The 26,444-nt window shown below is 45.9% G+C and carries 21 protein-coding genes; 7 read left to right on the top strand and 14 right to left on the bottom strand.

Going from position 1 to position 26,444, the window contains the following annotated elements:
- Nucleotides 1–67 precede the first annotated feature (67 nt).
- Nucleotides 68–556: an NYN domain-containing protein gene (locus MSG33_RS03935; RefSeq protein ID WP_005394594.1), complete on the top strand. Its 489-nt coding sequence runs from the start codon at nt 68–70 to the stop codon at nt 554–556.
- A gap of 88 nt (nt 557–644) precedes the next feature.
- On the opposite strand, the gene MSG33_RS03930 is transcribed toward MSG33_RS03935, so the two are convergent.
- On the bottom strand, nt 645–1,976 hold the full coding sequence (locus MSG33_RS03930; RefSeq protein ID WP_005394592.1) for an anaerobic C4-dicarboxylate transporter: 1,332 nt from the start codon (nt 1,974–1,976) through the stop codon (nt 645–647).
- Nucleotides 1,977–2,396: 420 nt separating this feature from the next.
- Here MSG33_RS03930 and MSG33_RS03925 point away from each other — a divergent pair, with 420 nt between their 5' ends.
- Both MSG33_RS03925 and MSG33_RS03920 read left to right on the top strand, forming a co-directional pair.
- The gene (locus MSG33_RS03925; RefSeq protein ID WP_164665658.1) at nt 2,397–3,134 is read left to right on the top strand and encodes a siderophore ferric iron reductase; all 738 of its coding nucleotides are present in this window, start codon (nt 2,397–2,399) and stop codon (nt 3,132–3,134) included.
- Nucleotides 3,135–3,223: 89 nt separating this feature from the next.
- Nucleotides 3,224–5,395 (top strand): TonB-dependent receptor, encoded by a 2,172-nt coding sequence (locus tag MSG33_RS03920; protein ID WP_048625083.1) that lies wholly within the window; start codon nt 3,224–3,226, stop codon nt 5,393–5,395.
- Between the two features lie 54 nt (nt 5,396–5,449).
- On the opposite strand, the gene MSG33_RS03915 is transcribed toward MSG33_RS03920, so the two are convergent.
- The gene (locus MSG33_RS03915; protein ID WP_012842232.1) at nt 5,450–5,641 is read right to left on the bottom strand and encodes a DUF2986 domain-containing protein; all 192 of its coding nucleotides are present in this window, start codon (nt 5,639–5,641) and stop codon (nt 5,450–5,452) included.
- Nucleotides 5,642–5,777: 136 nt separating this feature from the next.
- Between MSG33_RS03915 and MSG33_RS03910 the strand changes: the two genes are divergently transcribed.
- Nucleotides 5,778–6,287: a GNAT family N-acetyltransferase gene (locus MSG33_RS03910; RefSeq protein WP_248379935.1), complete on the top strand. Its 510-nt coding sequence runs from the start codon at nt 5,778–5,780 to the stop codon at nt 6,285–6,287.
- A 13-nt stretch (nt 6,288–6,300) separates the two neighbouring features.
- Nucleotides 6,301–6,690: a nitrous oxide-stimulated promoter family protein gene (locus tag MSG33_RS03905; protein WP_005394584.1), complete on the top strand. Its 390-nt coding sequence runs from the start codon at nt 6,301–6,303 to the stop codon at nt 6,688–6,690.
- Between the two features lie 48 nt (nt 6,691–6,738).
- Here the strand turns inward: MSG33_RS03905 and MSG33_RS03900 are convergent, their stop codons facing one another.
- Nucleotides 6,739–7,899 (bottom strand): MFS transporter, encoded by a 1,161-nt coding sequence (locus tag MSG33_RS03900; RefSeq protein ID WP_012842235.1) that lies wholly within the window; start codon nt 7,897–7,899, stop codon nt 6,739–6,741.
- Between the two features lie 176 nt (nt 7,900–8,075).
- Nucleotides 8,076–8,510, bottom strand: a complete 435-nt coding sequence (trxC, locus tag MSG33_RS03895; RefSeq protein WP_005394579.1) for a thioredoxin TrxC — start codon at nt 8,508–8,510, stop codon at nt 8,076–8,078.
- A gap of 162 nt (nt 8,511–8,672) precedes the next feature.
- Between trxC and MSG33_RS03890 the strand changes: the two genes are divergently transcribed.
- On the top strand, nt 8,673–9,767 hold the full coding sequence (locus MSG33_RS03890; protein ID WP_248379933.1) for a ketoacyl-ACP synthase III: 1,095 nt from the start codon (nt 8,673–8,675) through the stop codon (nt 9,765–9,767).
- Between the two features lie 86 nt (nt 9,768–9,853).
- Here MSG33_RS03890 and MSG33_RS03885 read toward each other — a convergent pair whose 3' ends face one another.
- The 10 genes from MSG33_RS03885 to MSG33_RS03840 form a co-directional block, all read right to left on the bottom strand.
- On the bottom strand, nt 9,854–11,179 hold the full coding sequence (locus tag MSG33_RS03885; protein ID WP_248379928.1) for a DUF1501 domain-containing protein: 1,326 nt from the start codon (nt 11,177–11,179) through the stop codon (nt 9,854–9,856).
- Nucleotides 11,180–11,188: 9 nt separating this feature from the next.
- Nucleotides 11,189–12,757 carry a DUF1800 domain-containing protein gene (locus MSG33_RS03880; RefSeq protein ID WP_248379926.1) on the bottom strand — a complete coding sequence of 523 codons (1,569 nt, stop codon included), beginning with the start codon at nt 12,755–12,757 and terminating at the stop codon, nt 11,189–11,191.
- A 406-nt stretch (nt 12,758–13,163) separates the two neighbouring features.
- Nucleotides 13,164–14,426, bottom strand: a complete 1,263-nt coding sequence (locus tag MSG33_RS03875) for a hydroxymethylglutaryl-CoA reductase (protein ID WP_248379924.1) — start codon at nt 14,424–14,426, stop codon at nt 13,164–13,166.
- A gap of 350 nt (nt 14,427–14,776) precedes the next feature.
- Nucleotides 14,777–15,994 carry a mannose-6-phosphate isomerase, class I gene (gene manA / locus MSG33_RS03870; RefSeq protein ID WP_248379922.1) on the bottom strand — a complete coding sequence of 406 codons (1,218 nt, stop codon included), beginning with the start codon at nt 15,992–15,994 and terminating at the stop codon, nt 14,777–14,779.
- Between the two features lie 124 nt (nt 15,995–16,118).
- A complete protein-coding gene (locus MSG33_RS03865; protein ID WP_248379921.1) occupies nt 16,119–17,459 on the bottom strand; it encodes an MFS transporter in 1,341 nt (446 codons plus the stop codon).
- 6 nt (nt 17,460–17,465) lie between these two features.
- Nucleotides 17,466–18,968: a signal transduction histidine-protein kinase/phosphatase UhpB gene (gene uhpB, locus MSG33_RS03860; protein WP_243327828.1), complete on the bottom strand. Its 1,503-nt coding sequence runs from the start codon at nt 18,966–18,968 to the stop codon at nt 17,466–17,468.
- The gene (gene uhpA / locus MSG33_RS03855; protein ID WP_109170301.1) at nt 18,968–19,576 is read right to left on the bottom strand and encodes a transcriptional regulator UhpA; all 609 of its coding nucleotides are present in this window, start codon (nt 19,574–19,576) and stop codon (nt 18,968–18,970) included. Before uhpA ends, uhpB begins: the two co-directional genes overlap by 1 nt.
- Nucleotides 19,577–19,714: 138 nt before the next feature.
- On the bottom strand, nt 19,715–21,109 hold the full coding sequence (gene uhpT, locus MSG33_RS03850) for a hexose-6-phosphate:phosphate antiporter (RefSeq protein WP_021707729.1): 1,395 nt from the start codon (nt 21,107–21,109) through the stop codon (nt 19,715–19,717).
- A gap of 405 nt (nt 21,110–21,514) precedes the next feature.
- Entirely contained in the window at nt 21,515–22,345 is an 831-nt protein-coding gene (gene fdhD, locus MSG33_RS03845; protein ID WP_017447522.1) for a formate dehydrogenase accessory sulfurtransferase FdhD, read from the bottom strand.
- Between the two features lie 53 nt (nt 22,346–22,398).
- The gene (locus tag MSG33_RS03840) at nt 22,399–23,283 is read right to left on the bottom strand and encodes a LysR family transcriptional regulator (RefSeq protein WP_046875405.1); all 885 of its coding nucleotides are present in this window, start codon (nt 23,281–23,283) and stop codon (nt 22,399–22,401) included.
- A gap of 667 nt (nt 23,284–23,950) precedes the next feature.
- On the opposite strand from MSG33_RS03840, the gene MSG33_RS03835 reads away from it, so the two are divergent.
- Nucleotides 23,951–26,275, top strand: a complete 2,325-nt coding sequence (locus MSG33_RS03835; protein ID WP_248379919.1) for an FdhF/YdeP family oxidoreductase — start codon at nt 23,951–23,953, stop codon at nt 26,273–26,275.
- Nucleotides 26,276–26,444 lie beyond the last annotated feature (169 nt).

Here is a 26,444-nt window from a genome sequence, read left to right as displayed (position 1 = left end):
ATTGGCTCATTGTGCTTTTACCAAAACTGACTTAGGGTAGGCAGCAAATAAATCAAGCGTAGAAAAGATGAATTCAGAAAGAAAACAAAAGATCGCCATTTTGGTTGATGTACAGAATGTGTATTACACCTGTCGCGAAGCGTATCGCAGTAATTTTGATTACAACCAGTTTTGGTATGTTGCGACGCAAGGGAAAGAGGTGGTGAGTGCTCGTGCTTATGCCATCGCGAGTAACGATCCAAAACAGCGTCAGTTTCATCACATTTTACGCGGTGTTGGGTTCGAGGTAATGCTTAAACCCTATATTCAGCGTCGTGACGGCAGCTCGAAAGGCGACTGGGATGTTGGTATTACTCTTGATGCGATTGAAATTGCACCTGAAGTTGAAGAAGTGATTCTCGTTTCTGGAGATGGGGACTTTAGTCTTCTGGTGGAACGAATTCAGCAGCGCTTCAATAAAACGGTGACCGTTTATGGTGTGCCTAAGCTAACATCCCAAACTCTGATTGATTGTGCAGATAACTTTGTCGCGATTGATGATGACTTCTTACTGTAATCACTAACGTGACAAAGAAAAGGCGAGTCATTCAGGCTGTACGCTAACGTACAATGACTCGCCTCTAATTTATTGTTGATTTGGCTAATTATGAAGGAATGATCATTTGTCCTAACAAGTAGCCCAGACAGCAAGCACCAATCACACCAATCAAACCTACCGACATAAATGAGTGGTTGAAGTACCACTTACCAATCTTAGTGGTACCTGACGTATCGAAGTTCACTGTCGCGATATCTGAAGGGTAGTTCGGAATAAAGAAGTAACCGTATACCGCAGGCATTAGGCCGATAAGCAGTGCCGGATCCAGACCCAAGCCAAGACCAACAGGTAGCATCATACGAGCCGTTGCTGCTTGAGAGTTCACCACAACCGATACAATGAACAACGCAAGCGCGAACGTCCAAGGGTAGTTGGTTACCATCTCAACGATGCCAGATTTGAACTGAGGCATTGCGTATTGGAAGTAAGTATCTGACATCCAGGCGATACCGAAGATAGCAATGGCAGCCACCATACCTGATTTGAATACTACGCCGTTTGGTACGTCACGTGGGTCAGTTTTGGTTGCAAGCAAAATGATACCGCCGAAGCAGAGCATCATCATTTGAATCACAACGGCCATGCTGATTGGTTTCGCGCCATCCACGATGGTACGAATGTCCGGCCACATCGCGATAACGACGATAACCAAGATAGACGCGATGAACAGCAACACAGAGTTACGAGCACTTGTTGGTAGCACTTCATCAAGAGACGTTGCAGTGGTGTTGAGGATCTTTTCACGCCACACCGGATCTTTTAAACGCTCTTGGTATTCTTCATCGTCTTCCAGTTCTTTACCGCGTTTTAGGCTGTAAAGTGACATCAGCAACGTACCGAATAGCGTCGCTGGAACAGTAACGAGCAAAATAGAAAGCAGAGTGATCTCGTGCTGAATATCAGAGAGTTGTGCCAAGTAGTAAACGACTGCCGCTGAAATTGGAGAGGCCGTAATCGCGATTTGCGAAGCGACGGAAGCGGCTGCCATTGGACGTTCCGGACGAATGCCGTTTTTCAGTGCAACGTCGCCAATGATTGGCATGATGGAGTAAACCGCGTGACCTGTACCGAGCAAAAAGGTCATAAAGTAAGTAACAAAAGGAGCGATCAGGGTGACGCGTTTTGGGTTTTTACGAAGTACACGTTCGGCAACTTGCAGCATGTATTTCAAACCGCCAGCCGCTTCAAGAATGGATGCACATGTTACCACTGCTAAGATGATCAACATAACGGTGACAGGAGGGGAGGTTGGCGGCATCTTAAAGATGAAGACTTCAATCACCAAACCAATACCAGATACGACCCCAAGGCCTATACCACCATAACGTGAGCCGATATACAGCATCACGAGCAAAAATAGAAACTCAAGATACAACATGTGGATTTCCTTATTCAAAACAGGGGGCTATATAGCCAAATTACTTAATTACATTGTCCCGATATTCAGAAAGAAAATACTTCATGTTGTTCACACTCCTTTGGATAAGAAACAGCAATATTCAATTATTGGCAATAACTCACGCTACACAGGGAAACTGTTAACACAGTTTTATCAGGGTGTTTTTATGCTGTGTATTTTTGCGATCATGTCAGCGCTAAATACGAAGAGGTTTAAGAGTTTGTTGCTATTCATCGCATACGTAACCAGACCTTACGGGCGCAAAGAGCTTGAAAATAGAGGCAGAGACCACAGATGAGAATAGCCTCTTGTTACGTAAACACAAAGGATAATAGTTTGCATTGCGATTAGTGCTTGGGTATAAAGGTGTCAGAATGACTACACCAACAATAAAACATCATGTCTGAGCAATTTTTCCCGCAACTATTTCAAACTTCGAGTGAGATTACGCCTTACCTTCACGGTGATATTGGCGAAATAGGGCAAGAAGTTATTCATATCGAAAATGATATAAATCCGATCATTCAAGGCCTTTACCAACAGTTGTCTGAGGCTCATCCGGAAGCGGGAAAAGCGTATTGGTTGACGAGAACGTGGGATTTGTTGTGTTGGCAGCCTGTTTATGTTGCGTTCATTTCTATCTACGGTTTCCACACGTTGCCAAACATTCGTGAGATGGCGCAGCACCTCAAGCCTTGTTTTGTGTCTGGATATCGATTCGCTGACGAAACACATATACATGGTAAGCCAGAAGAATTAATAAAAGAGGCCGGACGTCAAATTCGAGAGTTGTTCGATTTCTACCAACAAGAAATGAGTCAATGGACGCGCATTCGCCCAGGCTTCACTCATCAATTGATGTCGGATGGGATCATGGCTTGTTTGATTCGTCTTCAACAGCGTTTTCCGCAAATGACCAACACAACATTACGTGAGCATGCCATCTTGTGGTTACAGGCATTGGGTTTAGATGCCAACAATAGTCATTCACTTTATGAGACGTCACTGGATCAGCCGCTAAAATTGGTCAGAAAAAGCTGTTGTTTAGTCTATAAGTGTGAAGGCAGAAAGCTTTGTGAAGATTGTCCTCGTTTAGAAAAAAATCGACAGCTTATGAGCAAGCATAATCCTAATTAACATTTGTTTAACTTATGTAACAGTGCTCGATTTGAGAGTGAGAATAAGTATCATTGCATGCTCTTGTTGACAACAAAAAGATAAATACAATGATAAAAAGGACGTTTTCTCTTAATCTCATCGTACTTGCGATGAGCAGTGGATACGCAGTTAGCTCAATAGCTGCGGAAGAACTTCAACAAACATCAACACCAAGTGATGAACAAATGGTGGTCGTGGGCAGTGTGATGCCGAAATCGATCTCTGATATTCCAGGAACGGTTTGGTTTGTAGGGCAAGAGGAAATTGCTCAGCAATATCGCGCGGGCAAGACACTTGGTGACATTCTTTCTGCAACCATCCCTTCTCTAGACGTTGGTACGGGTGGTCGAACTAACTACGGCCAGAACCTGCGTGGCAGAGCGATGTTGGTGATGATTGATGGAGTCTCACTGCAGTCTTCTCGCCCAATTAGTCGTCAGCTTGATGCAATTGACCCATTCAACATCGAGCGAATTGAAGTACTATCTGGTGCAACCTCCATTTATGGGGCTGGCGCTACAGGTGGTGTTATCAACATTATCACCAAGAAAGCTTACTCCGATGACTTGTCGTTTGAATCCTACGTGAGTGGCACTACAGGTTTTAACAGCAGCGATGACTTTGATTACAAACTAGCGCAGTCTATTTCCGGTGGTAACGATCGAGTTGCCGCTAGAGGTTCGGTTGTGTACACCGAGACACAAGGTGCATTTGACGCAAATGGCGACATTGTCACGCCAGATATTTCCCAAGGTTCTCTGCAATACAACTCGACGCTTGATGTGATGGGATCGACAGAGATTCAAATCTCCGATGCCAGCAAGTTAAACCTTGTCGCACAATACTATGACAGCCAGCAAGATTCGCCATACGGCTTGTACATTGTTAACAATAAATTTGTTGATGTACGAGAGGGATTCGATTCCGATCGTGAACACGGTACAGAGCGAGTTCTCTTAAGTGCGAACTACGCTCACGACAGCGTATTCGGCCATCAACTGATTGGCGAGTTGTCTTACCGAAGTGAAGACCAAACGTTTACTCCTTATTACCAAGGTGCTTCTCAGCAAAAGACAGAGGTTTTTGCTGGACGTTTGGCACTGGCAAAAAACTGGGAATCATTCAACCTTGTTTATGGTGTTGATGCGTATTTAGACCGTTTTGAGAGCAATCAAGCTCTATTCGATCCAAGCATTGCAAACAACTCTGGAAACTTGATTAATAAAACGTACGCCGAAGTTGGTCGTTACCCAGGTGTAGATGTAACGTCTTACGCAATGTTTGTTCAAGGTGACTATCAAATTAATCAAGATTGGTCCGTTCAAGCAGGCTACCGCTATCAATACATGGACAACAAGATTGATGACTTTGTTGCCTATAGCGTACAAAAGAAGATTGCCTCGGGTAAGGGGGTGTCAGCGGATGCGGTACCAGGTGGTAGCACCGACTACTCTGTAAGTCTGTTTAATTTGGGCACCATTTATCAGCTTAATGATGAATCTCAACTTTGGGCAAATTTCTCCCAAGGTTTCGAACTTGCTGACCCTGCGAAGTACTATGGTCAAGGCAGCTATGACGCTGTGGATGCAAACGGGCACTATGCGTTGAACAACAGCATTAATGTATCTGACTCAAAAATGTCAGGTATTAAAACGGACAGCTATGAGATCGGTTACCGTCTTGATACCAACTCTCTTGCGCTTCAGGCGGCAGGCTACTACTCGCTTTCAGACAACTCCATCAAGTATGATAGAAAAACGTTGTTGATTACGAATGTTGACGACGAGCAGCGTGTTTACGGTGCAGAAGCAAACATCAATTACTGGGTGACCCGCGATATCCTGTTAGGGGCATCAGGACACTACGTAGTTTCTGAGCTGAAAACCGATGGTAAATGGGAGGATTTGAGCGCAGGTAAAGCCAGTACGTCTAAGGCTAATGCATGGGCTGCATACTACCAAGATTCGTACTCAATTCGTCTACAAAGTCAGACGATGTTTGATTACGAAGATGACGCCAACAATAAGTTGGAGGGCTACACCACGTTTGATCTTCTGGGTAATGTAACACTACCTGTTGGGCAGTTAGGCTTTGGTATTCAAAACCTATTTGACGAAGACTACACAACCGCTTGGGGTCAACGTGCGCAGATTCTTTATGCGGCACACTACGATGCAGCAGCTTACGACTACAAAGGAAGAGGTCGCACATTCACACTGAACTACAGTGTTGAATATTAAAGTCAATTCTCTCCGTACAATAAACAAAAAAAGCCGCATAAAGCGGCTTTTCTTTTAGGCTTGATCTGTCGGCACTGTGTCTACAACATTTTCCGTGCTTTCCGAGGCTTGGTTTTGCTCTTCAGCTTCCATTTTTGCACGTTCAGCTTTGGAGATATAACGCGGCTTATTGCTCTTATGTAGCTTAGCGTTATGCTTCTTCTGTTTCGCTTTTAAGATCTGATTGATTTTCTTCTTGCGGTTCATGGTGGTGGTCCTTTAATTTAGCGGGGCAGGATAGTTATTTTTTTATCAAGTTACAACTAAATAAGCCCTTACGTCGGTCGCAAGATTCAAGTACGTTTCTATGTCCAATCATCTCTCGCGTTTTAATGGAGTCCAAATGAAAACACTGATCACTGAACGTTTGATACTACGTCTTGTGAGTGTAGATGATGCACCATTCATATTAGAACTTTATAACCAACCAGACTTTTACCGTTTTGTCGGAGATAAACAAATTCGTACTGAATATGAAGCGGCGCGTTATATAAAAGAAAACATGCTACGCATGCAAAAAGTTAAAGGCGTGAGTTTACTCGTAGTAGAGAAAAAGGACGATGGACAGCCGATCGGTATTTGTGGGCTAGTTAAGCGTGACACATTGCAACACTACGATCTCGGGTATGGTTTTTTACCTTCTGCTTATGGTTGCGGCTACGGAGTCGAATCGGCAACCGCGGTGCTGGAATATGCTCGAGGGGAAATGAAACTCGATAAGTTGGCTGCCATCACCAACAATGACAATATTCGTAGTATAAGTTTGCTCAAAAAACTGGGCTTTGAGTTTGAACGAGTTGAGCAGCAATACGATAATGGTCGAACGTTAGAAGTTTACACAATGACGTTGTGATTTTTGGAAGCTCATGAGCGATATTTTACTTGGCAAGCTCGCCACTGAATTTAAGACGGTAAAAGCCATGGTAGAGGTTTACTGTCACGATCACCATGGAACAAAAAGTGACTTGTGCTCAGAATGTCGTGAGCTGCTTGAATACGCAGAAGTTCGTCTTGACCGTTGTCCTTACGGAGAGAATAAACCGACGTGTAACAAGTGTCCGATTCACTGTTATAAACCGGACCCGAAAGAGCAAATGCGTTTGGTCATGCGTTACTCTGGCCCCAGAATGCTACTGAAACATCCCATCTTGGCGGTTCGTCATTTACTTCATGAAAAGCGCGCGGTACCGGAAAAACCTGCAGCGAACGCGTCAAACCGTCACAAACGTTTATCTAAACAAAAAAGCGAAGAATAAAAAACGAGGGCGACATGCCCTCGTTTTCGTTGAGTAGAAGTTGCGTGGTTAGAGGCCAGCGGCCATACGCTGCTTAGTTTTGCTCGCTGCAAGTAGCATGTATACGCCAGTCGCAACCAAAGCGGCAAACAAGTAGCCTAGTAAGCCATGTTCTTGGCCCATAAATTTATCAGCCACAACCGGGCCAGCAACAGAGCCAATGCTGTAGCTGAACAGCATGACTTGTGTGGCAGAGACAATAAAGCGCTCATCAAGTCCTTCACAACCTAAGTTGATCGCAATTGGGTACAAGGCAAAAGTAGCTGCACCTAAAAAGAATAAAGCAGCAGCTAATACCACGGCTGACGATGAAATAAAGGTCAAACCGATCGAAAAAATACCCAAAATACAGAAGAACGCCATTAGCACTGTGCGGCTCATGTATTTGTTCAATGTGGTCACCATTGGTTGAACCAACATGCCACCTAGGATCACTAGTGCCATCAATGTACCAATGTCTTGATGGTTGATTTTACGGTTAGTGAGCTCAACAGGCATTAATCCGTAGATCGCGCCTAAGGTCAAACCTGATACAACACAACCAATAATTGCAGCATGGTTTAGCTTGGCAATTTGCTTAAATGACAAAGCGGTTGATTCATGGCTGTTTGGTTGTTCACACTCAATAAACATCAGCACCAACATCGCCATTAGGATCAGCGTTGTAATTGCAATGAACGGAACACCGCCACTGACGCCAAGTACACCAATGCCAAATTGGCCTAATGCAGAACCGCCATAAAGCGATAGCATGTACAAGCTCAAACGTTTTGCACGTGATGCTTCGTCGCCAGACATTAGCCAAGATTCAACAATGACAAAAACGCCCGCAACGGCAATACCTGCGATAAAACGAGCAGCAAGCCACACTAACCCATTAGCAAAAACGGGTAGCGTGACAATCGTTAGCGAGAATGCCGCTAAGCAGCCAATAAACGCTTTACGGTGACCAACTTGACGCACGACACGCTCAATAAACATCGCGCCGACCAATAAGCCGCCATAAAAAACACTCGCCAACCAACTCGCATAATCTGCTGAGATGTTGTATTCACCGAGCATGAGAGGGATCAAGCTCATTAAATAGCCCGAAGCCACCGCATAAAGAGACAGTGCGACGACTGGAACTGTAACTCGTGGTGATGCTGCAGGAACGACTGTGTTTTCCACTGTTTTGCGCCTATAAGTTAAATGAAATCTATGGGTTATTCGGCGCGAATATGAGGCTAATAGTTAGGCAAGTAAAATGATTAATTTAAGTCGTTTCGACAAATAATATTTGTTAAATAGATAGGTCGATAAGTTGCATAAAAACGCCAACCTACCAGTGAGGTTGGCGTGGAGGATTACTTATTAAGTGCTTGATTTAACCATTGATCAAACTGACTCTTAGGTAGCGCACCATTGATCATATCAACGCGTTGACCGTTCTTGAAAACCATGATGGTAGGAATGCTTCGAATGCCAAATTGTGCAGCGAGCGCTTGTTGTGCTTCTGTATCAATCTTTACAAAACGAGCCGTTCCTGCTTGTTCATGAGCGACATCCGAGAAAACAGGGGCAAAACCGACGCACGGATTACACCAAGGGGCCCAAAAGTCGACGACAACAGGCGTATCACTTTGTAATAGGGCAGAAAAGTTATCTTGCGTTCCTTCGATAGGCGCGCCATCAAAAAGTGCACTTTTACATTTACCGCAAGTTGCAGACTCTGCAACACGCTCATTAGGGACACGATTCAGACCGCCGCATGAAGGGCAGCGAGTTTTAAACGATGACATGACTTCTTCCTTTATTACGTATTGATGAAAACATGACTTACCAGTCAGCCTCATTATTTGTATACTTATTTTTTAACCTGCCGAAATAACGCAGAGCAGGTTTGTATTTGAGCCTAAGGTTCTAAGAAATTTTATTAAAATACAACAATAAATAGGTCTGCGATGACAAATTACTACGCTGAAATTACAGGTTGGGGGAAATGTGTTCCTCCTGCCGTGCTCTCTAACGATGATCTTAGCACTTTCCTTGATACTTCAGATGAGTGGATTCGTACCCGCACCGGTATCGAAAACCGCCGTATTAGCCATGTAAATACTTCAGACATGGCAACCGTTGCTGCCAAACACGCATTGGCGCGCGCGGGCGTTGACGCAAGCGACGTTGATTTAATCATTGTGGCGACTTGTTCTCCGGATTCACTTATTCCAAACATCGCATCTAAAATACAGCAGAACTTGGGCATTCGTTCTGCGGCGGCCTTTGATTTAAATGCCGCATGTACGGGATTTGTCTACGGCCTTGAAACGGGCACACGTTTGATTCAATCAGGTAACTATCGCAACGCGATCATTATTGGCGCGGAAAGATTGTCTTTCTACATCGATTGGGCCATGCGAGATACCGCTGTTCTATTTGGTGATGGCGCGGGCGCCGTTGTGTTATCAAGAACAGAAAAAGAAACGGGTCTACTGCAATCTCAAATTGGTTGTGACGCTAAAGGTCGCGATATTCTATCCGTGCCAAAGTTTGGTACTTGTATGGATCGCTTTGCGGAAGACAACGGTTACTGGGATTTCAATTTTGTAGGACAAGAAATTTTCAAACGTGCGGTAAAAGGCATGGGGCTAGCTGCGAAAACCGTGCTTAAAGCATCACAGTTAACTACCGACCAAATCGACGTTGTTATTCCTCATCAAGCGAATATTCGTATTATTCAAACCCTATGTGACCTATCTGGGATCCCACACGACAAAGCGTTTGTGAACATCCAAAACTACGGTAATACTTCTGCAGCGACGGTGCCAATTGCATTATGTGAAGCGGTAGAGCAAGGCCGAGTTAACCCAGGTGATAACATGCTTCTTGCTGCATTTGGTGCAGGTTTGACATGGGGGGCGGCAGTATTGAAATGGGGTGACCGCGTAACGCCAATTGGTGAAAGTGATGCGGCTCTGCCTGAATGTGAGCAATCCGCGCTAGAATTACTTGAGCGTGCCATTAAGCTGTGTAACGAGCGCCGTCGCGACGAAGTGTAACGGACACTCAGCGGGAATGATATTGAGAAGGGAGCGTAAATGCTCCCTTTTTCATGACACGTTAATTAAGAGCTCATTAAAGCAGCTTAAGCCATAAAGCCAAGGTTTGAGCTAGCAAAATTGCGGATATTCGGGAACACGTATTCCAGTGCCGCGTTATCACTCACGCCCATCCATTGCGCGAGGGTTGATCCCACTTGATCGGCTGCAATTTTGGGGATAAGTCGACCTTGAGAATAGTCATCGTTTCCACCCAATACTAGTTCAGGCCATGTACCGATAGGTCGCTGACCATTCACTGCGCCTCCAATCAATAGTTGATGACCACCCCAACCGTGATCGGTGCCGTTACCGTTGCTTGTCATCCGTCGACCAAAGTCAGACATTGTAAAAGAGGTGACTTGCTTGTTTAGCCCCAACCGTTCAATCGCACGATACATTGCTAAGAGGTTAGTTGCTAGATCTTCGAGTAGTACGGGGTGTCGAACTAATTGAGAATCGTGTAGGTCGTAGCCAGAGTGTTTAACGAAGAAGACTTGCCGTTGTTGCTTTAACACATCTTGGCTTGCGATCAATTTGTAGACGGTTTGCATCTGCTTGCCGAGCGTTGATGAGGTGAACAGCGGCGCGTCATCAATATGATTGAGTTGCTCGCTTAGCACGCGGCTCATCATCATCGACTCATCAACCATCAAATTAAAGTGACCACTAAACGGATTCTCTGTTTGATGAGAAAGCAGTTGGTCATAGATCCCCTTGTATAGCGGGTTATCAATCGCGGTAAGCTGAACCGCACGGTCTTTTTTCAGCACGGTTTGGCGGTGTTCCATCGCGCGTAACCAAAGCGAGTTCCCGTGCACACTGTATAGTGGGGTTATTTCTGATTCAGAAGTTAATACGTCCAACATTCTTCCTGCCCAACCCAAGTTGCTAGATTCTTGCATACCACCAAGTAACCAAGCGTCAGTTTGTGAATTGTGGGAAAACAGTTGCTCGGGAAGTGACGCTTCACCTAGCTTAATCGCTTGTTTTGTAACGGGATGGTTGAGAATGCCGCTATTGAGCACGATATTGGCATCGCCTTGTTCGAAAATTGAAGACAGCGCCTTTAGTTTGGGGTGTAAGCCAAGTTCTACCAAATTATCCGAGCTATCGGCGGTACGCAAATTGATAGGGAGTATGTCGTCTTTGGCGACAGAAAGAGTACCTCTGACTTTGGCATATTGGTTATAGTGCGCGTCAGACAACGGCAGTACCGTGTTGAACGCATCGTTTCCACCTGCTAAATAGACACATATTAATGCTCGAAAGTCATTAGATGGCGCCGCGAGAGAATAACCCGGTAGACCAAGCGAAGCTAAAGCGCCCATCGATGCAGTGCTTTTTATAAAATGTCGTCGTGAAATATCCATAATCCACTCCTAATCCTGAATATAGAATTCATCGCCGGAAATGGCGGTAAAAATCACCAAGGCGAGCTTTGTTGTTGGCACATAGTCCTCACGATATTCATCTAACACGGTGAGCATGAGTTTTTTTAATTCCGCCGAGGCCGTTCCAGCAAAGAAGCGTGCGTTAACCAGCTCGACTAAGGCATCGTGATCATCCAAAAGAAGATAAAACTCGCCGAGATCGAGAGTGTAGGAATCACCGCCGCCTCTGCGAGTGCTGGTCAACATATAGTTGACCAAATCGGTATAAACGGACCAGTTCAGTAGCTCATACTCAGGAGAGCTAATACCAGACTCCGTAAACTCGTTAGATGGTTGGTACTCAGGAGAGTAAAAATTAAATACGGAAGGAGAACGAAGAGGTCCTTGATTGGCGATATTCATCATCGTAGTAGCGTCTTCGTAACGTGTAGATTTGATTGTAAAACCCGCTGCTCGATGAAAATTAGTTAGGACCAGTATTGGCTCTTTCACTTTTATTGGCGGGGTATTTGTCATGCCTAGAGCCTCAGAATCGAGCAAGATGGCATGAATGACCGCGTTTAAATCTCCTTTTTCTCCTTTGCCATTGTTATTGAATACCGAAGCAACACGTGCGATGTACTCCGGACTTGGATTCGAAGTTACAAAACGTTGGATAAGTAGCTTAGAAACAAACGGCGCCATGTTTGGATGAGACATCAAAATATCGATCACTTTTGAAAGCTCTTCTTGCGCAGTTAAACCAGCAGGAATTGTGTTACCAAGCAATCGTTTCTCGCCACCATCGTGTCGGTGGCTGATGATTCGCATCGGTTCAACAAACGCTAAATCGGCATTTTTCCACCCGGTTAATGCTCGAGCGAGCTCTTGAATATCCGTTTGCGTATATGTGGGGATAGGCTTACCCGTTTTACGATCAAGCTTTTTACTGCCATCGATATTCAGTTCATACAAGCCTAGGGTGAACAACTGCATCAACTCTCGAGCGAAGTTCTCATCAGGTAATGCCCCCGTCGTGTTGTTCTCTTTTGCGCTACCGAGCATGGACAAATAGCTGCCCATAACAGGATGAATGGAAACGTCATATAATAAATCTCGGTAGTTGCCAAAAGCGTTAGCAATCAATACATCATAGTAGTCGACTAGACCAGTGGGCTTACTGGAAAGGACACCGCCATAGCGAGAGACCACTAAGATCTGGCTTAATGCATACGCCATGCGCTGTCTGAGTTGATCATCAGCGGTAATAACAATTTGATACCAAGCGTTTTCTCGATTGGATTGTGCGCCTTTGGAAAAAGGTGTCCGATAGAGCGGTTGATGATAGGTGGCAGGAAGGTAGATTTGTTGAGATATCCAACTTTCCATCCCGACTTCTTCTACCTCATCAATTAATGTTGGTGTTGGCCCAAAAGTGCTCTGATAGAGGAAACGCGCAACGGTTTGATCGGAGGGCGTTAGTTCCATTTCTGCTGGTACTGAAGGGACGTAACTTAGTAATAAGATAATCAACCCTAGTACCCAACAAGAGATTTCATTCTGTTTCTGACGTCTCATAGTTAACTCGCTTACCCGAGGGAACGACTTAAATCCATTTAACGGGAGTGATTAAGCTCAGTTGAGCTAAATAATAAATTTAGAAAAATCAAGCAGCTGCAGGAACGAGTATAGTCTCTATAAGTGACTAACAAAAAACTCAATCTATGAATTTGGTACTTTAGTGCTAGATGTTTTTGATATTTATTTAGGTAACGTACTGATATTTAATATCGCGTGAGAATAGGGTCAAACAGTGATATAGCGAGGAATGTGTGGTGATACTGCAATAATGCGGTCAACGTGAGAGTGGTGTAATCATTAAGTCTGCCATATAACTTAAACTAATTTATGAGCTAATAAATAAAGTTGATTTATTAGCACAAGAGAAAACCGCATGGGTGTTCTCTTGTACAAAGTAAAAGGATTATTTTCTAGCAAGTTTATGGTGAGCTCGGGAGAAGTGATCGGCACAAAATGCGCCCACAATCGAGAGTTCGCCAGCCAGACAAAGCGCGGCCGCGACTTCGGCTAAGGCTTTCGCATTGCCGTTGCCGTGCAAACCCAAAATATCCAAACATGCCTTTTGCGTTGGAAGGCCAGTGCCCCCGCCAACCGTGCCAACCATGATGTTTGGCAAGGTCACGCTCGCGTACAAGTTGCCTTGAGCGTCCACATCCATACGAGTGATACCAATGGCAGACTCTGCAACGCAAGCGGCATCTTGACCACAAGCAATGTACAGCGCGGCAAGGGCATTCGCGTAATGCGCGTTGACGCCAATCGTCCCGCTGAGTAAACCACCCACCGTGGTCATTTTGCCAAATTGAACCATAGACTCTGGCGTGGTATGCAGATATTTTTCCACTAACTCAGCAGGAATGGTCACTTCGGCGGATACTTTCTTGCCGCGTACCGAGCGCAGTGTGTGCGCGTTTGGTTTTTTGTCGCCTGATAAGTTGCCATCCAAGAATGCTTGAGTTGGTTTGATTGGGCTGGTCGCCAAAATATGATGGAACACTTCGTTTGTTGCGATGGTCACCATGTTTTGTCCGGAAGCGTCACCAGTCACGTATTCAAAGACCAAATAAACGTGGTTTCCTTCGATATTTACGTTGATGTCTTTGAGTTTGCCATGTGAGGTGGTGGATTCCGCTATTTGACGAAATACTTCAAACTGGGTCACAACCCAACTGACGAACTGGCCAGCGTTGGCAAGGTTATTAAAGGCGAACACTGGTGTTCGGCTCACCCCTTCACTCAGCAACAATGCGCTCGCGCCACCAGCGGCGGTAATAAGACTTGCGCCACGGTTGTAGGAAGCGACTAACGCGGCTTCTGTCGTTGCGAGCGGAACCAAAAAGTCATCGTTCGCATACAATCCATTGACGCGCAAAGGGCCTGCGATGCCGACCGGCACATTGACAGTACCAATGAAGTGCTCGATGTTGTTGGAGTAAGCGTCGCAATGTGACTGCGTGAAAGGATCAAGAAGATGATCTTTATTGGTCACGTGTTCCAATACTTGCCAACGGCGCGCCAAATGCTTATCCGATAGGCCAGGGCTTAAGCAGAGACGTTTGTCTGGCTTGTGAAACTTCGGTTCTAATGCCGATTGAATCTTACTGCTGGTTTCGATATCGGAAAGGGCGGAGCTTTGAACAGGGTTATCTTGGTTTAACTTCGGCATACAAACGTTAACTGAAAAATCGAACCAGAGATTGTAGTGATTGGGGCTTTGATTACAACGTTGATTATACGTTTTGCAACAAATACCACTGTGTGAGCACCTTTGTTATCCAAGTAATTTGATATTGGAGCGGAGGATTTACCGGAAATAAATGGGTTTTGACAATGAGTGCTGTAGTGAAAAGAAGAATCGGGGGGAGAGAACTTAGATGGCTTAGGCCGCTGCGGATTTGAGTCGAAAAAGTGTAAGCATGAGTACCTTAAAAGCGGACTGGCTCAATCTATGAAAGGAATACATTGTCTAACCCAGTCCCTTGGGTCAGACGCTAGTTTGAATCAGTTGTTCAAAAACTAGTTGAAGGCGCGAGCCACACGTCCCGCACTTTGAATACGGTAATGGCCAACGTAAGCAGGAACAAATACAGATTGTCCTTTCGCGGCGGTTAACGTCTCACCGTTATCACTGATGAGTGTCAGGTCGGCATCAATCGCCATCAAAATCTCTGCGCTGTTTGCCTCAACCACTTCATTGTTCGGTTGGTTAAGAATGCTGAAACTAAAGTCTGCCACTGGAACGGGGTAAAGGCTCTGGCAACCATTTGCATTGGGTTCAAGAACAAGGCTGTTAAACGGCTTAGGCACAAAGTCTGTGCATTTAACCAGTTCTTTAACATCCATGTGTTTCGGCGTGAGTCCTGCACGCAAAACGTTATCTGAGTTCGCCATGATCTCTAATCCCGTACCTTTAATGTAAGCGTGTGGCGTTCTTGCGCTCAGGAACATCGCTTCGCCAGGTTGCAGCGTGATGACATTCAACAGTAATGGCGCAAACAAGCCGACATCGCCAGGGTATTGAGTGGATAGATCCAAGATGAGCTGGAAAACGTCGTTGTCAGTGCCTTGTTCCGATTGACATGAAGCGTGGGCAAGAAGCTGTTTAAGTGCGCGCTCTTTTGTTTCTCCTTCCATGGTCAGAATGTGCACAAAGAAATCGCGTAAACCTTGTGAGTTGTTTTCGCGTTTGAATGCATCTAGCGGTGCGCGTAGCTCATCGATATCGCAAAGGCTAAATGCCTCAATAATCTCGGCATACGAGCGAAAACCGTTCATGGCTTGGTAACTTGTCAGCGCGTACACCAACTCAGGTTTGTGGTTTGGATCTTTGTAGTTACGATGGCTCGCGTTTAGTGGGATGCCAGCACTTTGCTCTTTTTCGAAACCTATTTCGGCATCTTGTTTGCTTGGGTGAACTTGAATCGAAAGTGCGTGTTCGGCCGCTAAGATCTTAAACAGAAAGGGCAGGTCGCCAAATTTCGCTGCGGTTTCTGTTGATAAGTAAGCGGGTTGGTTTTGTTTGATCAGTTCAGACAAAGGTAGCGTGTTTTGTTCAATCTGAACTTCAGAGCAGCCGTTTGGGTGAGTACCCATCCATACTTCTGCTTGAGGCTCATTCGTTTCGTTAGAAAAGCCAAACAAATCGTGAATAGAAGAGGTGCTTCCCCAAGCGTAGTTTTGGATTTTGTTGTTCATTTGAAAGAAGCTATGCGATGAAATAGTGTTCAAATTCATGAATTTTTCCCATAGTTAACCCTCCGAACTGAATCGGAAGAAAAATTGAGCAGAGATACGTTAAATAAGGATGGCGAGCGCGGTTAGGTCACTCGCCAATTTGCCCGAAGGGCGATAAGTTGATTTACAACCGAGGTTTTGGTTCGAGTGGTTTTCGTGATGGTTGCGCTTGCAAAAATGGCAGCAACAAAAGGCCAATGACGGCTGCACAAACTGAAATGGTGATGAAGAAACCCGTCCAATGATATTCTTCAAGAATTAACGCCAGTGGATAGCCAGACAATGCTGCGCCCATGTAGGCGAACAAGCCCACGAATCCTGTTGCAGCACCGGCAGAATCTTTGTGAGAGCACTCAGCTGCCGCCATACCGATCAGCATTTGTGGTCCAAAGACAAAGAAGCCGATGGAGAACAATCCCGCCGCTTGGAATGCAAAGTTGGTCAGAGGCATCAGCCAAAGCGCAGAGACAGATAAGAAAATCCCAATCGCGAACAGCAAGTTCATTGGCCCGCGGTTACCGCCAAAGAGTTTGTCTGACCCCCAACCCGCAACCAATGAACCAACAAAACCGCCGATTTCAAACATCGACAGAGCAGCGTTGGCGTTAATCAGGCTGTAGCGATGCTGCTCGGTCAAGTACAGGTTTCCCCAGTCGTTGATTGCGGTTCGGACGATATAAACCAACACATAACTGAACGCGAGCAGCCAGATGTATTTGTTGTTAAATACGTACGATTTCAGAATTTCGCGGTAGGTGAGGCCACGTCCGTAATTTTCTTGCGCAAGTTCTAGCGCGTCGTTGCGCCATTGGCCGACACTTGGTAAACCCATTGTTGTTGGTTTGTCGCGCAATCGCCAACAAACGAATAGACCGAGTAATACCCCGATGATGCCGGGTAGAATAAAGCCTTCACGCCAGCTGTAGTGCAACGTTAAATAGCCCACCAAAATAGGGATCAGCGCGCCACCAACGTTGTGTGCGGTGTTCCAAATCGCCCATAAGAAGCCACGCTCGGAGCGTGAATACCAAGTGGTTAACAGCTTGGAGCATGAAGGCCAGCCCCAGCCTTGGAACCACGCGTTTAAGATCCACAAAGTAATGAAAGCCGCGAGTGAGCTAGAAAAGCCGAACGCGATATTGACCAGACCTGTCGCAATCAAGCCTAGCCCCATGAAATAACGAGGGTTAGAGCGATCTGAAATCGTGCCAGAAATAAACTTCGAGCAGCCGTAGGTGATGTAGAAAAGCGTACCGATTAGACCCAAATCGCCCTTATTTAAGCCAAGGTCGGTAATCATCGCTGGTGCGGCGTAGTTAAAGGTCTTACGGGTAAAGTAGAAACCTGCGTAGCCGACGTACATCCCCAACATAATGTGCAAACGCCAATGGCGGTAACGCTGGTCGATTTGCTCGTTGCTCAGACTCGGTTGAGTAAATTTAGGTGAACGTAAAAATCCAAACATCTTGAGTTACACCTTAGGTAAAGTAATGCTGATTTGTGTGCCGATCACTTGATCGCTGGTGGAGTAGATAACCATTTTTCCACCTAACGCGTGCACACGCTCTTGCATGCCGCGAACGCCCATGCCTTTCATGCTGTCCTGAACTTTGAAGCCGACACCATCATCGTGAATCATCAGTGACACCGCAGCTTCTCCAATTGTCAGTTCAATATTGATCAACTGCGCTTCTGCGTACTTGGCTGCGTTATTTAATGATTCTTGGCATAAACGGAATAGGGTGACTTTGAGTGTGTCACTCAGGCTGGTGTAATCGCCCTGCCAGTTCAGTTGAACGTTGGTTCCGTGATTGGCGAACTCCATTTCTCGCGTTAGTTGCTCGACGGATTCTTTTAAGTCCAAATCATCCAGCATTTTTGGTCTTAGCTTGCTTAACAGTCGCTTAGTGGTGTCGTACACGTTGAGGGAAAGCCCTTCGATCATGTCGGCGCAACCCACGCTTGTTTCTGCGTTATTTACCCGCTTAATGATGTTGGCTTGTGTGCGGATCGCCGTGATGTTCTGGCCGATTTCGTCATGTAGCTCGCGCGCAATATCGCGTCTTACAGACTCTTCAGCTTTGATAAGCTGGCGAGACAAATTCTGATTGCGTGCAAGCTCGCCGCGCAGTTTTTGATTGAGGTCTTTTTGTTTCTGAACCCCTAAACCGAGCATAATGCCAGTAACGGTTTGCGCTGAGAGAGATAACAACAAATCGGTGATTTCTAGATTCGACACGCCGCTGCGAGCCGCAATCAGCGCAATGCTGTTGAGCATGGTGGCGAGTAGGGCACCTTGCCAGCCGTAACGCAGAGCAAGCACGATGATTGGAATCGCCATACAAAATGGCGCAAATCGTTTTAGCTCTTCAGGCAAACTGGTTTGCACCAAAATACTGCCGATCAAAAGCAGCGCATAAAGCACGATATGACGCACCTGAAATACAACGGCATTACTAAGTAGGAGAGAGCTAAGCGGAGACCAACGACTTTGGAACAAATAACTCCATAACAAGTAGCACATAGGCACCACGAGCAAGCCTCCAGAAATGCTAGCCAGCCACACCATGTAAACCGAAGGAACGTGAAAACCAACGGCCATCACATTAATAAACGCGCTAATGATAATGACAACGCTCATCACGGCTAAATGGCGGTTTTGGTCTCCGTAGTAATATTTTTTCGCAATCAGAGTGACCGGGATACTGGCAATGCTCGCAATCAGCACGGTAAGCCACTGCGGTTGACCCAGTAACATCGCAAGTGCGATGGAAAGCCCCCACTCTGAAAGATAAATCGTTGGCCAATAAGCGGTGCGAGTGTGTAGGGCGACACCTAATCGTAAAGCGAAAGGAAACAATAAGATCGCCAGCTCGGGATCATTGACAAAGTAGTAGGCGATCACCCACAAACAGAACCAAGCACAGGCCATAACGAAAAGTCCGCAAATGGTGGTAACAGCATAAGCTCGCATTAAAAGGACTCTTGAGAAAATAGTTTGGCGAGCTCAACGTTGTTTTTCACGCCGAGTTTGTCGATGGCATTTGCACGATGAACATGCACGGTCTTGTGGCTCAAGCCAAGCTCTGTCGCGACAGACTTTACATCCAACCCGGTCGCAAGTAGCTGACATACCTCGTTTTCACGTTTTGTCAGTTGGCATAGAGAGGTGGTGTTGTCGCTAGGCGTTGCAAGTTTAAGTGCAATATCTGATGTGAGGTAACAGCCACCAGAAGCACTGGTTCTCACGGCTTGAATAAGTTCGTCTGGGCTACAGCGTTTACTAAGATAGCCCTTTGCACCTAGCTTTAGTGATTTTTCCACCATCGCAGGGGAGTCATGTACGCTAAGCATCACGCAGGCAATGCCAGTTGGTATTTCGCTGAGAAAGTTTAAGCCGCTTTCATCTGGCATGGAAATATCTAGGATGACGACGTGTGGGTGTACCGCAGGCAAGCCTGTGCGTGCTTCTGCGACAGAGCCGAACTCACCAACAACGGTAATATCACTTTCTAAATTTAATAATTGTGCGAAACCTGAACGCACGATGACGTGATCATCAACTAGAGCAACATGAATCATTATTACAACCAAATAGAGCAGACGACTAACAGCAATAAGCTCCAACAGGAGCCAATAGAAAAACCTTTAATGATACTGAATTGAACAACTCATTTTAATGATCTTGCGCGCTTTACCGAAGTAAAGCGCGCAGAGAAGTTAGGCTTGGTTTTGTGCAAGTTGAAGCTTCTTCGCGTGTCGAATCTTCTTCTCTTCCGCGATAGCGACGAACGCAAGCAAAACAATACAAATCATGGCGGAGGTATCTAGGGCTGCGAAGGTACCTTTCCAACCTGTTAAGCCGAAGATAGGTGTACCGTCGGCAATCATACCCAAGCCTAGTTTTGCAAAGCTGTCACCGATTAGGTAAGCGAATGTACCTTTTACGCCGTCAGCCACACTGATTGCTTTTTTAGGGACAAAACCAACCGCGGCAACACCGATAAGAAGTTGCGGACCAAACACCAAGAAGCCCAATACAAATAGAGAGGCCAAGTACATGAACTCGCTAGTGGCGTGCTGGTAGAACTCAAGCGATACGATGATCAAACCAAGAGACACACAAGCAACCAATGCGCGGCGACCGTTTGCTAGGTCAGAGAGGTAACCCCACATCAAAGTACCCACAAGCGCACCGACTTCGAACAGAGTAAAGCCAGAGATTGCCGTTTCTTTTGACAGGCCAAGCTCTTGGTATGCGTATACCGTTGACCATTGGTCGATACCGATACGAACGATGTAAAGGAAGATGTTGGCAAAGCAAAGTAGCCAGATAACTTTGTTTTTAAGAACGTATTCAACAAAGATTTCTTTCTTGGTCATCTGGTTTTCTTCAGCGGCGGTGTCTTCTTCACTCACTGCTTCATCGAAAAGTTCTTCTACTTTACCTAGACCGTAAGCTTCTGGTGAGTCGCTACCAAAGCGCATACCGATAAAGCCAACGATGATTGCGATGATAGAAGGGAACACGAACATGCCGATTACGTGGCCGTCGAATAGGTAGTTAGCACCGAAAAGAGCAACACCCGCTGCGCCCGCACCACCAACGTTGTGCGACATGTTCCACAAGCCTAGGTAAGAGCCGCGTTTGTTACGAGGTGTCCATTTTGTAATGGTTGAGTAACTAGAAGGGCCACCAGTACTTTGGAAGAAACCACTCAGAGCGTAGAAAGCCACCATCAAGAACAGGCTAGCACTACCGCCGCCCATGCTGAAGCTGAAACCAAGCATTGCAAGACCAGAAAGGATCAGCATAAAAGGGAGGAATTGCTTGGTGTTCTTACCGTCAGCGTAGTAAGACACAACGGTTTTACCGATACCGTATGTGATGGAGAAGCCAAGGCCAATAAGACCTAGGTCTGTCATGCTCAAACCGTAAGTTGAGATCATGTCGTTTTGCGCGACATTGAAGTTCTTACGAATCAAGTACATGGTTAGGTAGCCGATGAATACGACCAAGTAAGATTGGATGAACGGTTTAAACCACATCTTTCTTCTAACTTCGACAGGAAGATCGAGGGTCGGCTTCCGCACCTGTTCGAGGAATTTTAACATGATGAACTCTCTTGTAATTGTTTTAGAAACACAACGGAGACCGTTATGCGCTCTTGTTACCTTTGACTGAGCGGAATTCTAGAGAGTGGTTTTGTGAGGCACATGAGATGGTTGCCTAGATCGGCTAGGAAAAATTCCTAGAAATGCCTAGGAAGGCGGAAAAGCGTGAAAAGAGTCACACAAAATCCTTACTAATTTATGGGTTTTTGACTGGGTTCTATCGGATTAGAAAGTGTTCAAATGCAAACGGATTAATATGCGTAAGCTTAGTGGTGACAAGGGGTGAGCACGTTTGGTTGGAGAGAATAGTGTCTTGTCGCTAAGTATCAATTGGGAGTGAGAAGCAAACAAAAGAGACCCAGAGGTCTCTGTTAGAAATATTAGGAATTCGGCTAGGTCGACGTGTTAAGGCGCAGGGCTGTATAGACGCGGCGAGCCGTGTTTTGGCAAGTGAATTAGGTTCAAATGGTTTCTTCTTGCCCATTCGACGGTTAACGCTGTAGGTGCAGATAGGCAAACCAATGTGGGGATGCGCGCGCGAACGGCTTTGTGGATCAACTCTAAGCTGCAACGGCTTGTCATGATTGCGAAGCCACTTTGAGGTTCGATGTGATTGTTGGCCAATGCGCCAATCAACTTATCTAGCGCGTTGTGACGGCCGATGTCCTCTCGGCACAACTTGATGTTGCCTTGTAAATCTGCAAATAAAGCGGCGTGTAACGCGCCAGATTCACGTGCGGCTTCTTGATGCAGTGCGACTTTGTCTCGCAGCCCTTCGAATACATCGGAGCGCGGAGGAAGAGACGGTGTCAGCGGTGCTAAATCAGGCAAAGCTTGTTCCAGAGCCTCGACACCACAAATGCCGCATCCGGTTGTGCCTGCAAGATTCCGGCGTTGTGTTTTTAACGCCCAGAAAGCGCGGTTGCTGATTTCCACTTCCGCATAGTGAGATTCGTGATCGCCACCAATTTCAATGTCTTTGATCTCTTTGAAGTCGTGGACGATGCCTGTGCTTAAGCTAAACCCTTTCACGAAGTCTTCCAGATGGCCTGGCGTCACCATCATGACCGCTTGGCTAATGCCGTTGTAGCTGATAGCTAAGGCGGATTCACTCGCCAGCGACATTTGTTGCACTGGGCGGCCATCAATCAATTCTCGGTAATTGAACGCACTTGGTTGAGGTGGTGCTTGATTGAAATCGGACAGTTCAAAATAAGATTGAGTAGTACATCTCATGAAATCACCTCATAAGCCGTTATGTATGCCAAAAGTTGACGTGTGGATTGTTGTTATCGATTGAATATGCTTTTTGCTTCTGCGAAACACTGATCGGTTAGCGCGGAGAAGGGTTCTTGTTTTCGCTTTAACAAACCTAGCGGGGCGTGAACGGCAGCTTCTTCGATAGGAATAATGCGAAGCGTATCGTTCAACTCTTCCAATCCACAATTCAGCGGCATAATGGCGCAACAAAGGCCACTGGTTACTGCTTGGATCAAGTGAAAGGTGGAGTTACTTTCAATGACGGTTTGTGGAACTAGCCCTTTACTCACAAAGCTAAGATCAATCGAGTGGCGATAGTGCATGCCCTTCGAAAGCAGCCCTAGCGGAATGTTATTGAGTGACTCCCACAACACTTCAGATTCGGCAAAATCAAAATGACGCTCATCGAATAAAACGCCAAGTTTGGTCGAATCTAGCTCGATAACATCGAAGTAAGCGGTGTTGACTTGATCGACATAACACATCCCCAAATCAAGCTGATTGCGATTGAGTTGGTCTATGATCTGTTCGGTCGTCATGGAGAGTATTTGAAAGCGTAACTCAGGGAACTGTTGAGCTAATGGTTTGAGCAATTGCATCGGGTTTTGGCTGGCGAGTGGCACCATTCCAAGCCGAAGTGAACCGACCAACTGACCACGGCAGTTGGCGGCTTCGGCTTGCAATCCATCATGAGCGGCTAAGACGGTTTTTGCCCAAGCTAAAATGCGCTCTCCGGCTTCAGTAAATCCTTCAAATCGTTGACTTCTCTGGATTAATTCGAGGTCGAGTTCTTCCTCTAAGCTTCGGATTCTCATGGACAAGGTAGGCTGCGTAATGTGGCACAATGCGGCGGCTTGACCAAAGTGTTTGGTCTGTTCAAGTGCGATGAGATATTTCAGTTGTTTGATATCCATAATGGCTTGTTAACCTTGCGTTGTGAGTCACATGTACGGGGGAACTCCCTAAATAAGGGCACAGCACTACCGTACTTTTTAAGCGCTGGAGCGTTTTAACTGGGAAATGGAAAACCAAAACCAAGTCAAGAATAAAACCACACTCAAAATTGATCTGAATCAAGGCTATTCCTGATATTAATTAGGGTCAAATTTAAAGTATCTATAGTGTGATAGATATTATCTATTATCAAGAGTGCCGATTTTATTGAGTTCGTTAAGCTAACTAGGTGGAATCGAATGGGGAAACGATTAACCTCATAAACTGTATTGATTAAAAATGTGATGAGCGGCAGTGGAAAAATTCGTCATAGATTTTGTTTATCACTCGGTCAGGATTATCAATTGGACGCATATTGAATAACGACTTAATCTTTGATTTAGATCAAGGCGCAACAATGCGAATTGAATCTAACAGTCTTAGAAACAGTAGGCGGGTATCCGATATCAAGAATCTAGATAAGTAAACGCTCGGACAAGCGAGAGCATGTTGAGTGGTTACTTATTTGGATTAAAAAATACATGGATTAGAAACTAAGCCCTTCAATACTTCCGCATTATCTCAATAAATAACGCGCTTGTTTTCACGGGCACCCTGCTTGCTGGTATATCTGCGAGGAGTAAAGTCGTGAGCCAAAAAGAACAAATAAAAACATACAAAGGTCCAGCTGGTGGTTGGGGTGCACTGAAAGCCGTAACCAGAAGTTGGTGGGGCAGTGAAAATGCAGTTAAAAACATTCGCACTATGCTCAAAACCAACCAAAATGGCGGTTTCGACTGCCCGGGATGTGCATGGGGTGAGTCGCCAGATAGTGGTAAAGTCAATTTCTGTGAGAATGGCGCGAAAGCAGTAAACTGGGAAGCGACCAATCGTCTGGTTGATCCTGAGTTTTTTGCCAATCACAGCGTTTCTTCTCTCTCAACGCAAACCGATTACTGGTTGGAATACCAAGGTCGTATCACGCACCCAATGCGATACGATGCCGAATCCGATCACTATGTGCCAGTCTCTTGGGATGAGGCTTTTGATCTTGTCGCGAAACATCTCAATCAATTGGATTCGCCGCACCAAGCGGAGTTTTATACCTCTGGTCGTGCAAGCAACGAAGCGGCGTTTTTGTATCAGCTATTTGTGCGCGCATTCGGTACCAACAACTTCCCAGATTGTTCCAACATGTGCCACGAAGCCAGTGCAATAGGGATGAAAGACACCATTGGTGTTGGTAAAGGCACAGTGATCTTTGATGATTTTGAAGAAGCTGATGCGATTTTCGTGATTGGTCAAAACCCGGGCACGAACCACCCACGAATGCTTGAACCTCTGCGCGAAGCGGTAAAACGTGGTGCACAGGTTATCTGTCTAAACCCGCTCAAAGAGCGCGGATTAGAGCGTTTCCAAAACCCACAAATGCCGATTGAGATGTTGAGTAACGGCTCAGAGCCTACCAACACGGCGTACTTGCGTCCTGCTTTGGGCGGAGACATGGCAGTGTTTCGTGGCATCGCGAAATTCTTGTTGCAATGGGAGCGCGAGGCATTGCAAAACGGTGGCAAAGCGGTCTTTGACCGTGAATTCATCAAACAACACACGATAGGTATTGATGAGTATTTGGCTGAAGTGGACGCAACCTCTTGGGAACACATCGCGGAACAATCGGGTCTTGATTTAAGTGAAATCGAGATGGTGGCGAGCATGTATCGACGTGCAGAACGTGTGATCATGTGTTGGGCGATGGGGTTGACTCAGCATCGTCACTCTGTGCCAACCATTAAAGAAGTCGCAAACGTGCAAATGTTACGAGGTAACGTTGGTAGGCCGGGCGCGGGTCTTTCACCAGTGCGTGGTCACAGTAATGTTCAGGGCGACCGTACGATGGGCATTGATGAAAAACCTTCAGATCTGTTGTTGGATCGCATTGAAAGTCGATTTAACTTTGCCGTCCCGCGTGGTGAAGGCCACAACACTGTGCAAGCCATTAAAGCGATGGAAGAAGGGCAAGCGAAAGTATTTATCGGTTTGGGCGGTAACTTTGCACAAGCAACGCCAGACACAGAACGTACGCACAACGCGATGCGAAACTGCAATTTAACCGTACACATTTCGACGAAGTTAAATCGTTCTCACCTTGTCACAGGTAAAGATGCGCTTATTCTTCCGTGTTTAGGCCGTACCGAGATTGATCAGCAAGCGACTGGCCCACAAGGCGTGACGGTTGAAGATACTTTCAGCATGGTGCATATCTCATTTGGTCAGCTAAAACCGCGTTCGGAGCATTTGCGTTCAGAACCAGCGATTATTGCCGGTATTGCCAATGCTACACTCGGGGCAAAACCAATTGATTGGTTGTGGGCGATTGAAGATTACGACCGTATTCGCGATTTGATTGCCGACACGATTCCGGGCTTTACCGACTTTAACCATAAGCTTAAACACCCGGGTGGATTCCACTTGGTAAACCCAGCGGCCGAGCGTCGATGGAATACACCAAGCTGCAAAGCACAGTTCAGCTCTAGCGAGTTGCCGAAACAATTGATCAGCGAAGCGATAATCGAAAAAGGCCAAAAGCCAGATTTGATTTTGCAAACCATGCGCTCACACGACCAATACAATACGACACTTTACGGCTTGAATGACCGTTATCGTGGTGTATTTGGCATGCGCGAAGTGCTGTTCATCAATGAAGCGGATATTCGTAAACTCGGATTTGAACCGGGCGACAAAGTGGACATGGTGTCACTGTGGGAAGATGGCGTTGAGCGTCGCGTGAGCGGATTTATGCTTGTTGCTTATGACGTACCAACAGGTCAGGCGGCGGCTTATTATCCAGAAACGAACCCGTTGGTTCCTTTAGATAGTTATGGGGATAGAACGTTTACGCCAACCTCCAAGTTTATTGCGATCAAATTGGAAAAATCGACATCCGATAAGATCGCTTTGGTGGAAGCAGAATAGTTCCCAAACCAGCACAACGACATTCCAGATAAGCAAACGGCTGATATCAATTATCAGCCGTTTTTAATTGCTCACTTTGCCTTTAGATCATTTCGTCGAAGGCGCTTAGGGGGCTGAATTTAAATAGTTATTTTCGTTAATAACGGGGTTATTGGATAGCACTCTAAAA

The sequence above is a fragment of the Vibrio sp. 1CM7H genome (assembly GCF_023161645.1).
Classification (GTDB): domain Bacteria; phylum Pseudomonadota; class Gammaproteobacteria; order Enterobacterales; family Vibrionaceae; genus Vibrio; species Vibrio diabolicus.
This window is presented reverse-complemented; position numbering and strand designations above follow the sequence as displayed.

Bases quoted from the DNA above. Each gene is read 5' to 3' on its own strand.
- MSG33_RS03935 (WP_005394594.1), top strand. From the start codon at position 68: ATGAATTCAGAAAGAAAACAAAAGATCGCCATTTTGGTTGATGTACAG.
- MSG33_RS03930 (WP_005394592.1), bottom strand. From the start codon at position 1,976: ATGTTGTATCTTGAGTTTCTATTTTTGCTCGTGATGCTGTATATCGGC.
- MSG33_RS03925 (WP_164665658.1), top strand. From the start codon at position 2,397: ATGTCTGAGCAATTTTTCCCGCAACTATTTCAAACTTCGAGTGAGATT.
- MSG33_RS03920 (WP_048625083.1), top strand. From the start codon at position 3,224: ATGATAAAAAGGACGTTTTCTCTTAATCTCATCGTACTTGCGATGAGC.
- MSG33_RS03915 (WP_012842232.1), bottom strand. From the start codon at position 5,641: ATGAACCGCAAGAAGAAAATCAATCAGATCTTAAAAGCGAAACAGAAG.
- MSG33_RS03910 (WP_248379935.1), top strand. From the start codon at position 5,778: ATGAAAACACTGATCACTGAACGTTTGATACTACGTCTTGTGAGTGTA.
- MSG33_RS03905 (WP_005394584.1), top strand. From the start codon at position 6,301: ATGAGCGATATTTTACTTGGCAAGCTCGCCACTGAATTTAAGACGGTA.
- trxC (WP_005394579.1), bottom strand. From the start codon at position 8,510: ATGTCATCGTTTAAAACTCGCTGCCCTTCATGCGGCGGTCTGAATCGT.
- MSG33_RS03890 (WP_248379933.1), top strand. From the start codon at position 8,673: ATGACAAATTACTACGCTGAAATTACAGGTTGGGGGAAATGTGTTCCT.
- MSG33_RS03885 (WP_248379928.1), bottom strand. From the start codon at position 11,179: ATGGATATTTCACGACGACATTTTATAAAAAGCACTGCATCGATGGGC.
- MSG33_RS03880 (WP_248379926.1), bottom strand. From the start codon at position 12,757: ATGAGACGTCAGAAACAGAATGAAATCTCTTGTTGGGTACTAGGGTTG.
- MSG33_RS03875 (WP_248379924.1), bottom strand. From the start codon at position 14,426: ATGCCGAAGTTAAACCAAGATAACCCTGTTCAAAGCTCCGCCCTTTCC.
- manA (WP_248379922.1), bottom strand. From the start codon at position 15,994: ATGAATTTGAACACTATTTCATCGCATAGCTTCTTTCAAATGAACAAC.
- MSG33_RS03865 (WP_248379921.1), bottom strand. From the start codon at position 17,459: ATGTTTGGATTTTTACGTTCACCTAAATTTACTCAACCGAGTCTGAGC.
- uhpB (WP_243327828.1), bottom strand. From the start codon at position 18,968: ATGCGAGCTTATGCTGTTACCACCATTTGCGGACTTTTCGTTATGGCC.
- uhpA (WP_109170301.1), bottom strand. From the start codon at position 19,576: ATGATTCATGTTGCTCTAGTTGATGATCACGTCATCGTGCGTTCAGGT.
- uhpT (WP_021707729.1), bottom strand. From the start codon at position 21,109: ATGTTAAAATTCCTCGAACAGGTGCGGAAGCCGACCCTCGATCTTCCT.
- fdhD (WP_017447522.1), bottom strand. From the start codon at position 22,345: ATGAGATGTACTACTCAATCTTATTTTGAACTGTCCGATTTCAATCAA.
- MSG33_RS03840 (WP_046875405.1), bottom strand. From the start codon at position 23,283: ATGGATATCAAACAACTGAAATATCTCATCGCACTTGAACAGACCAAA.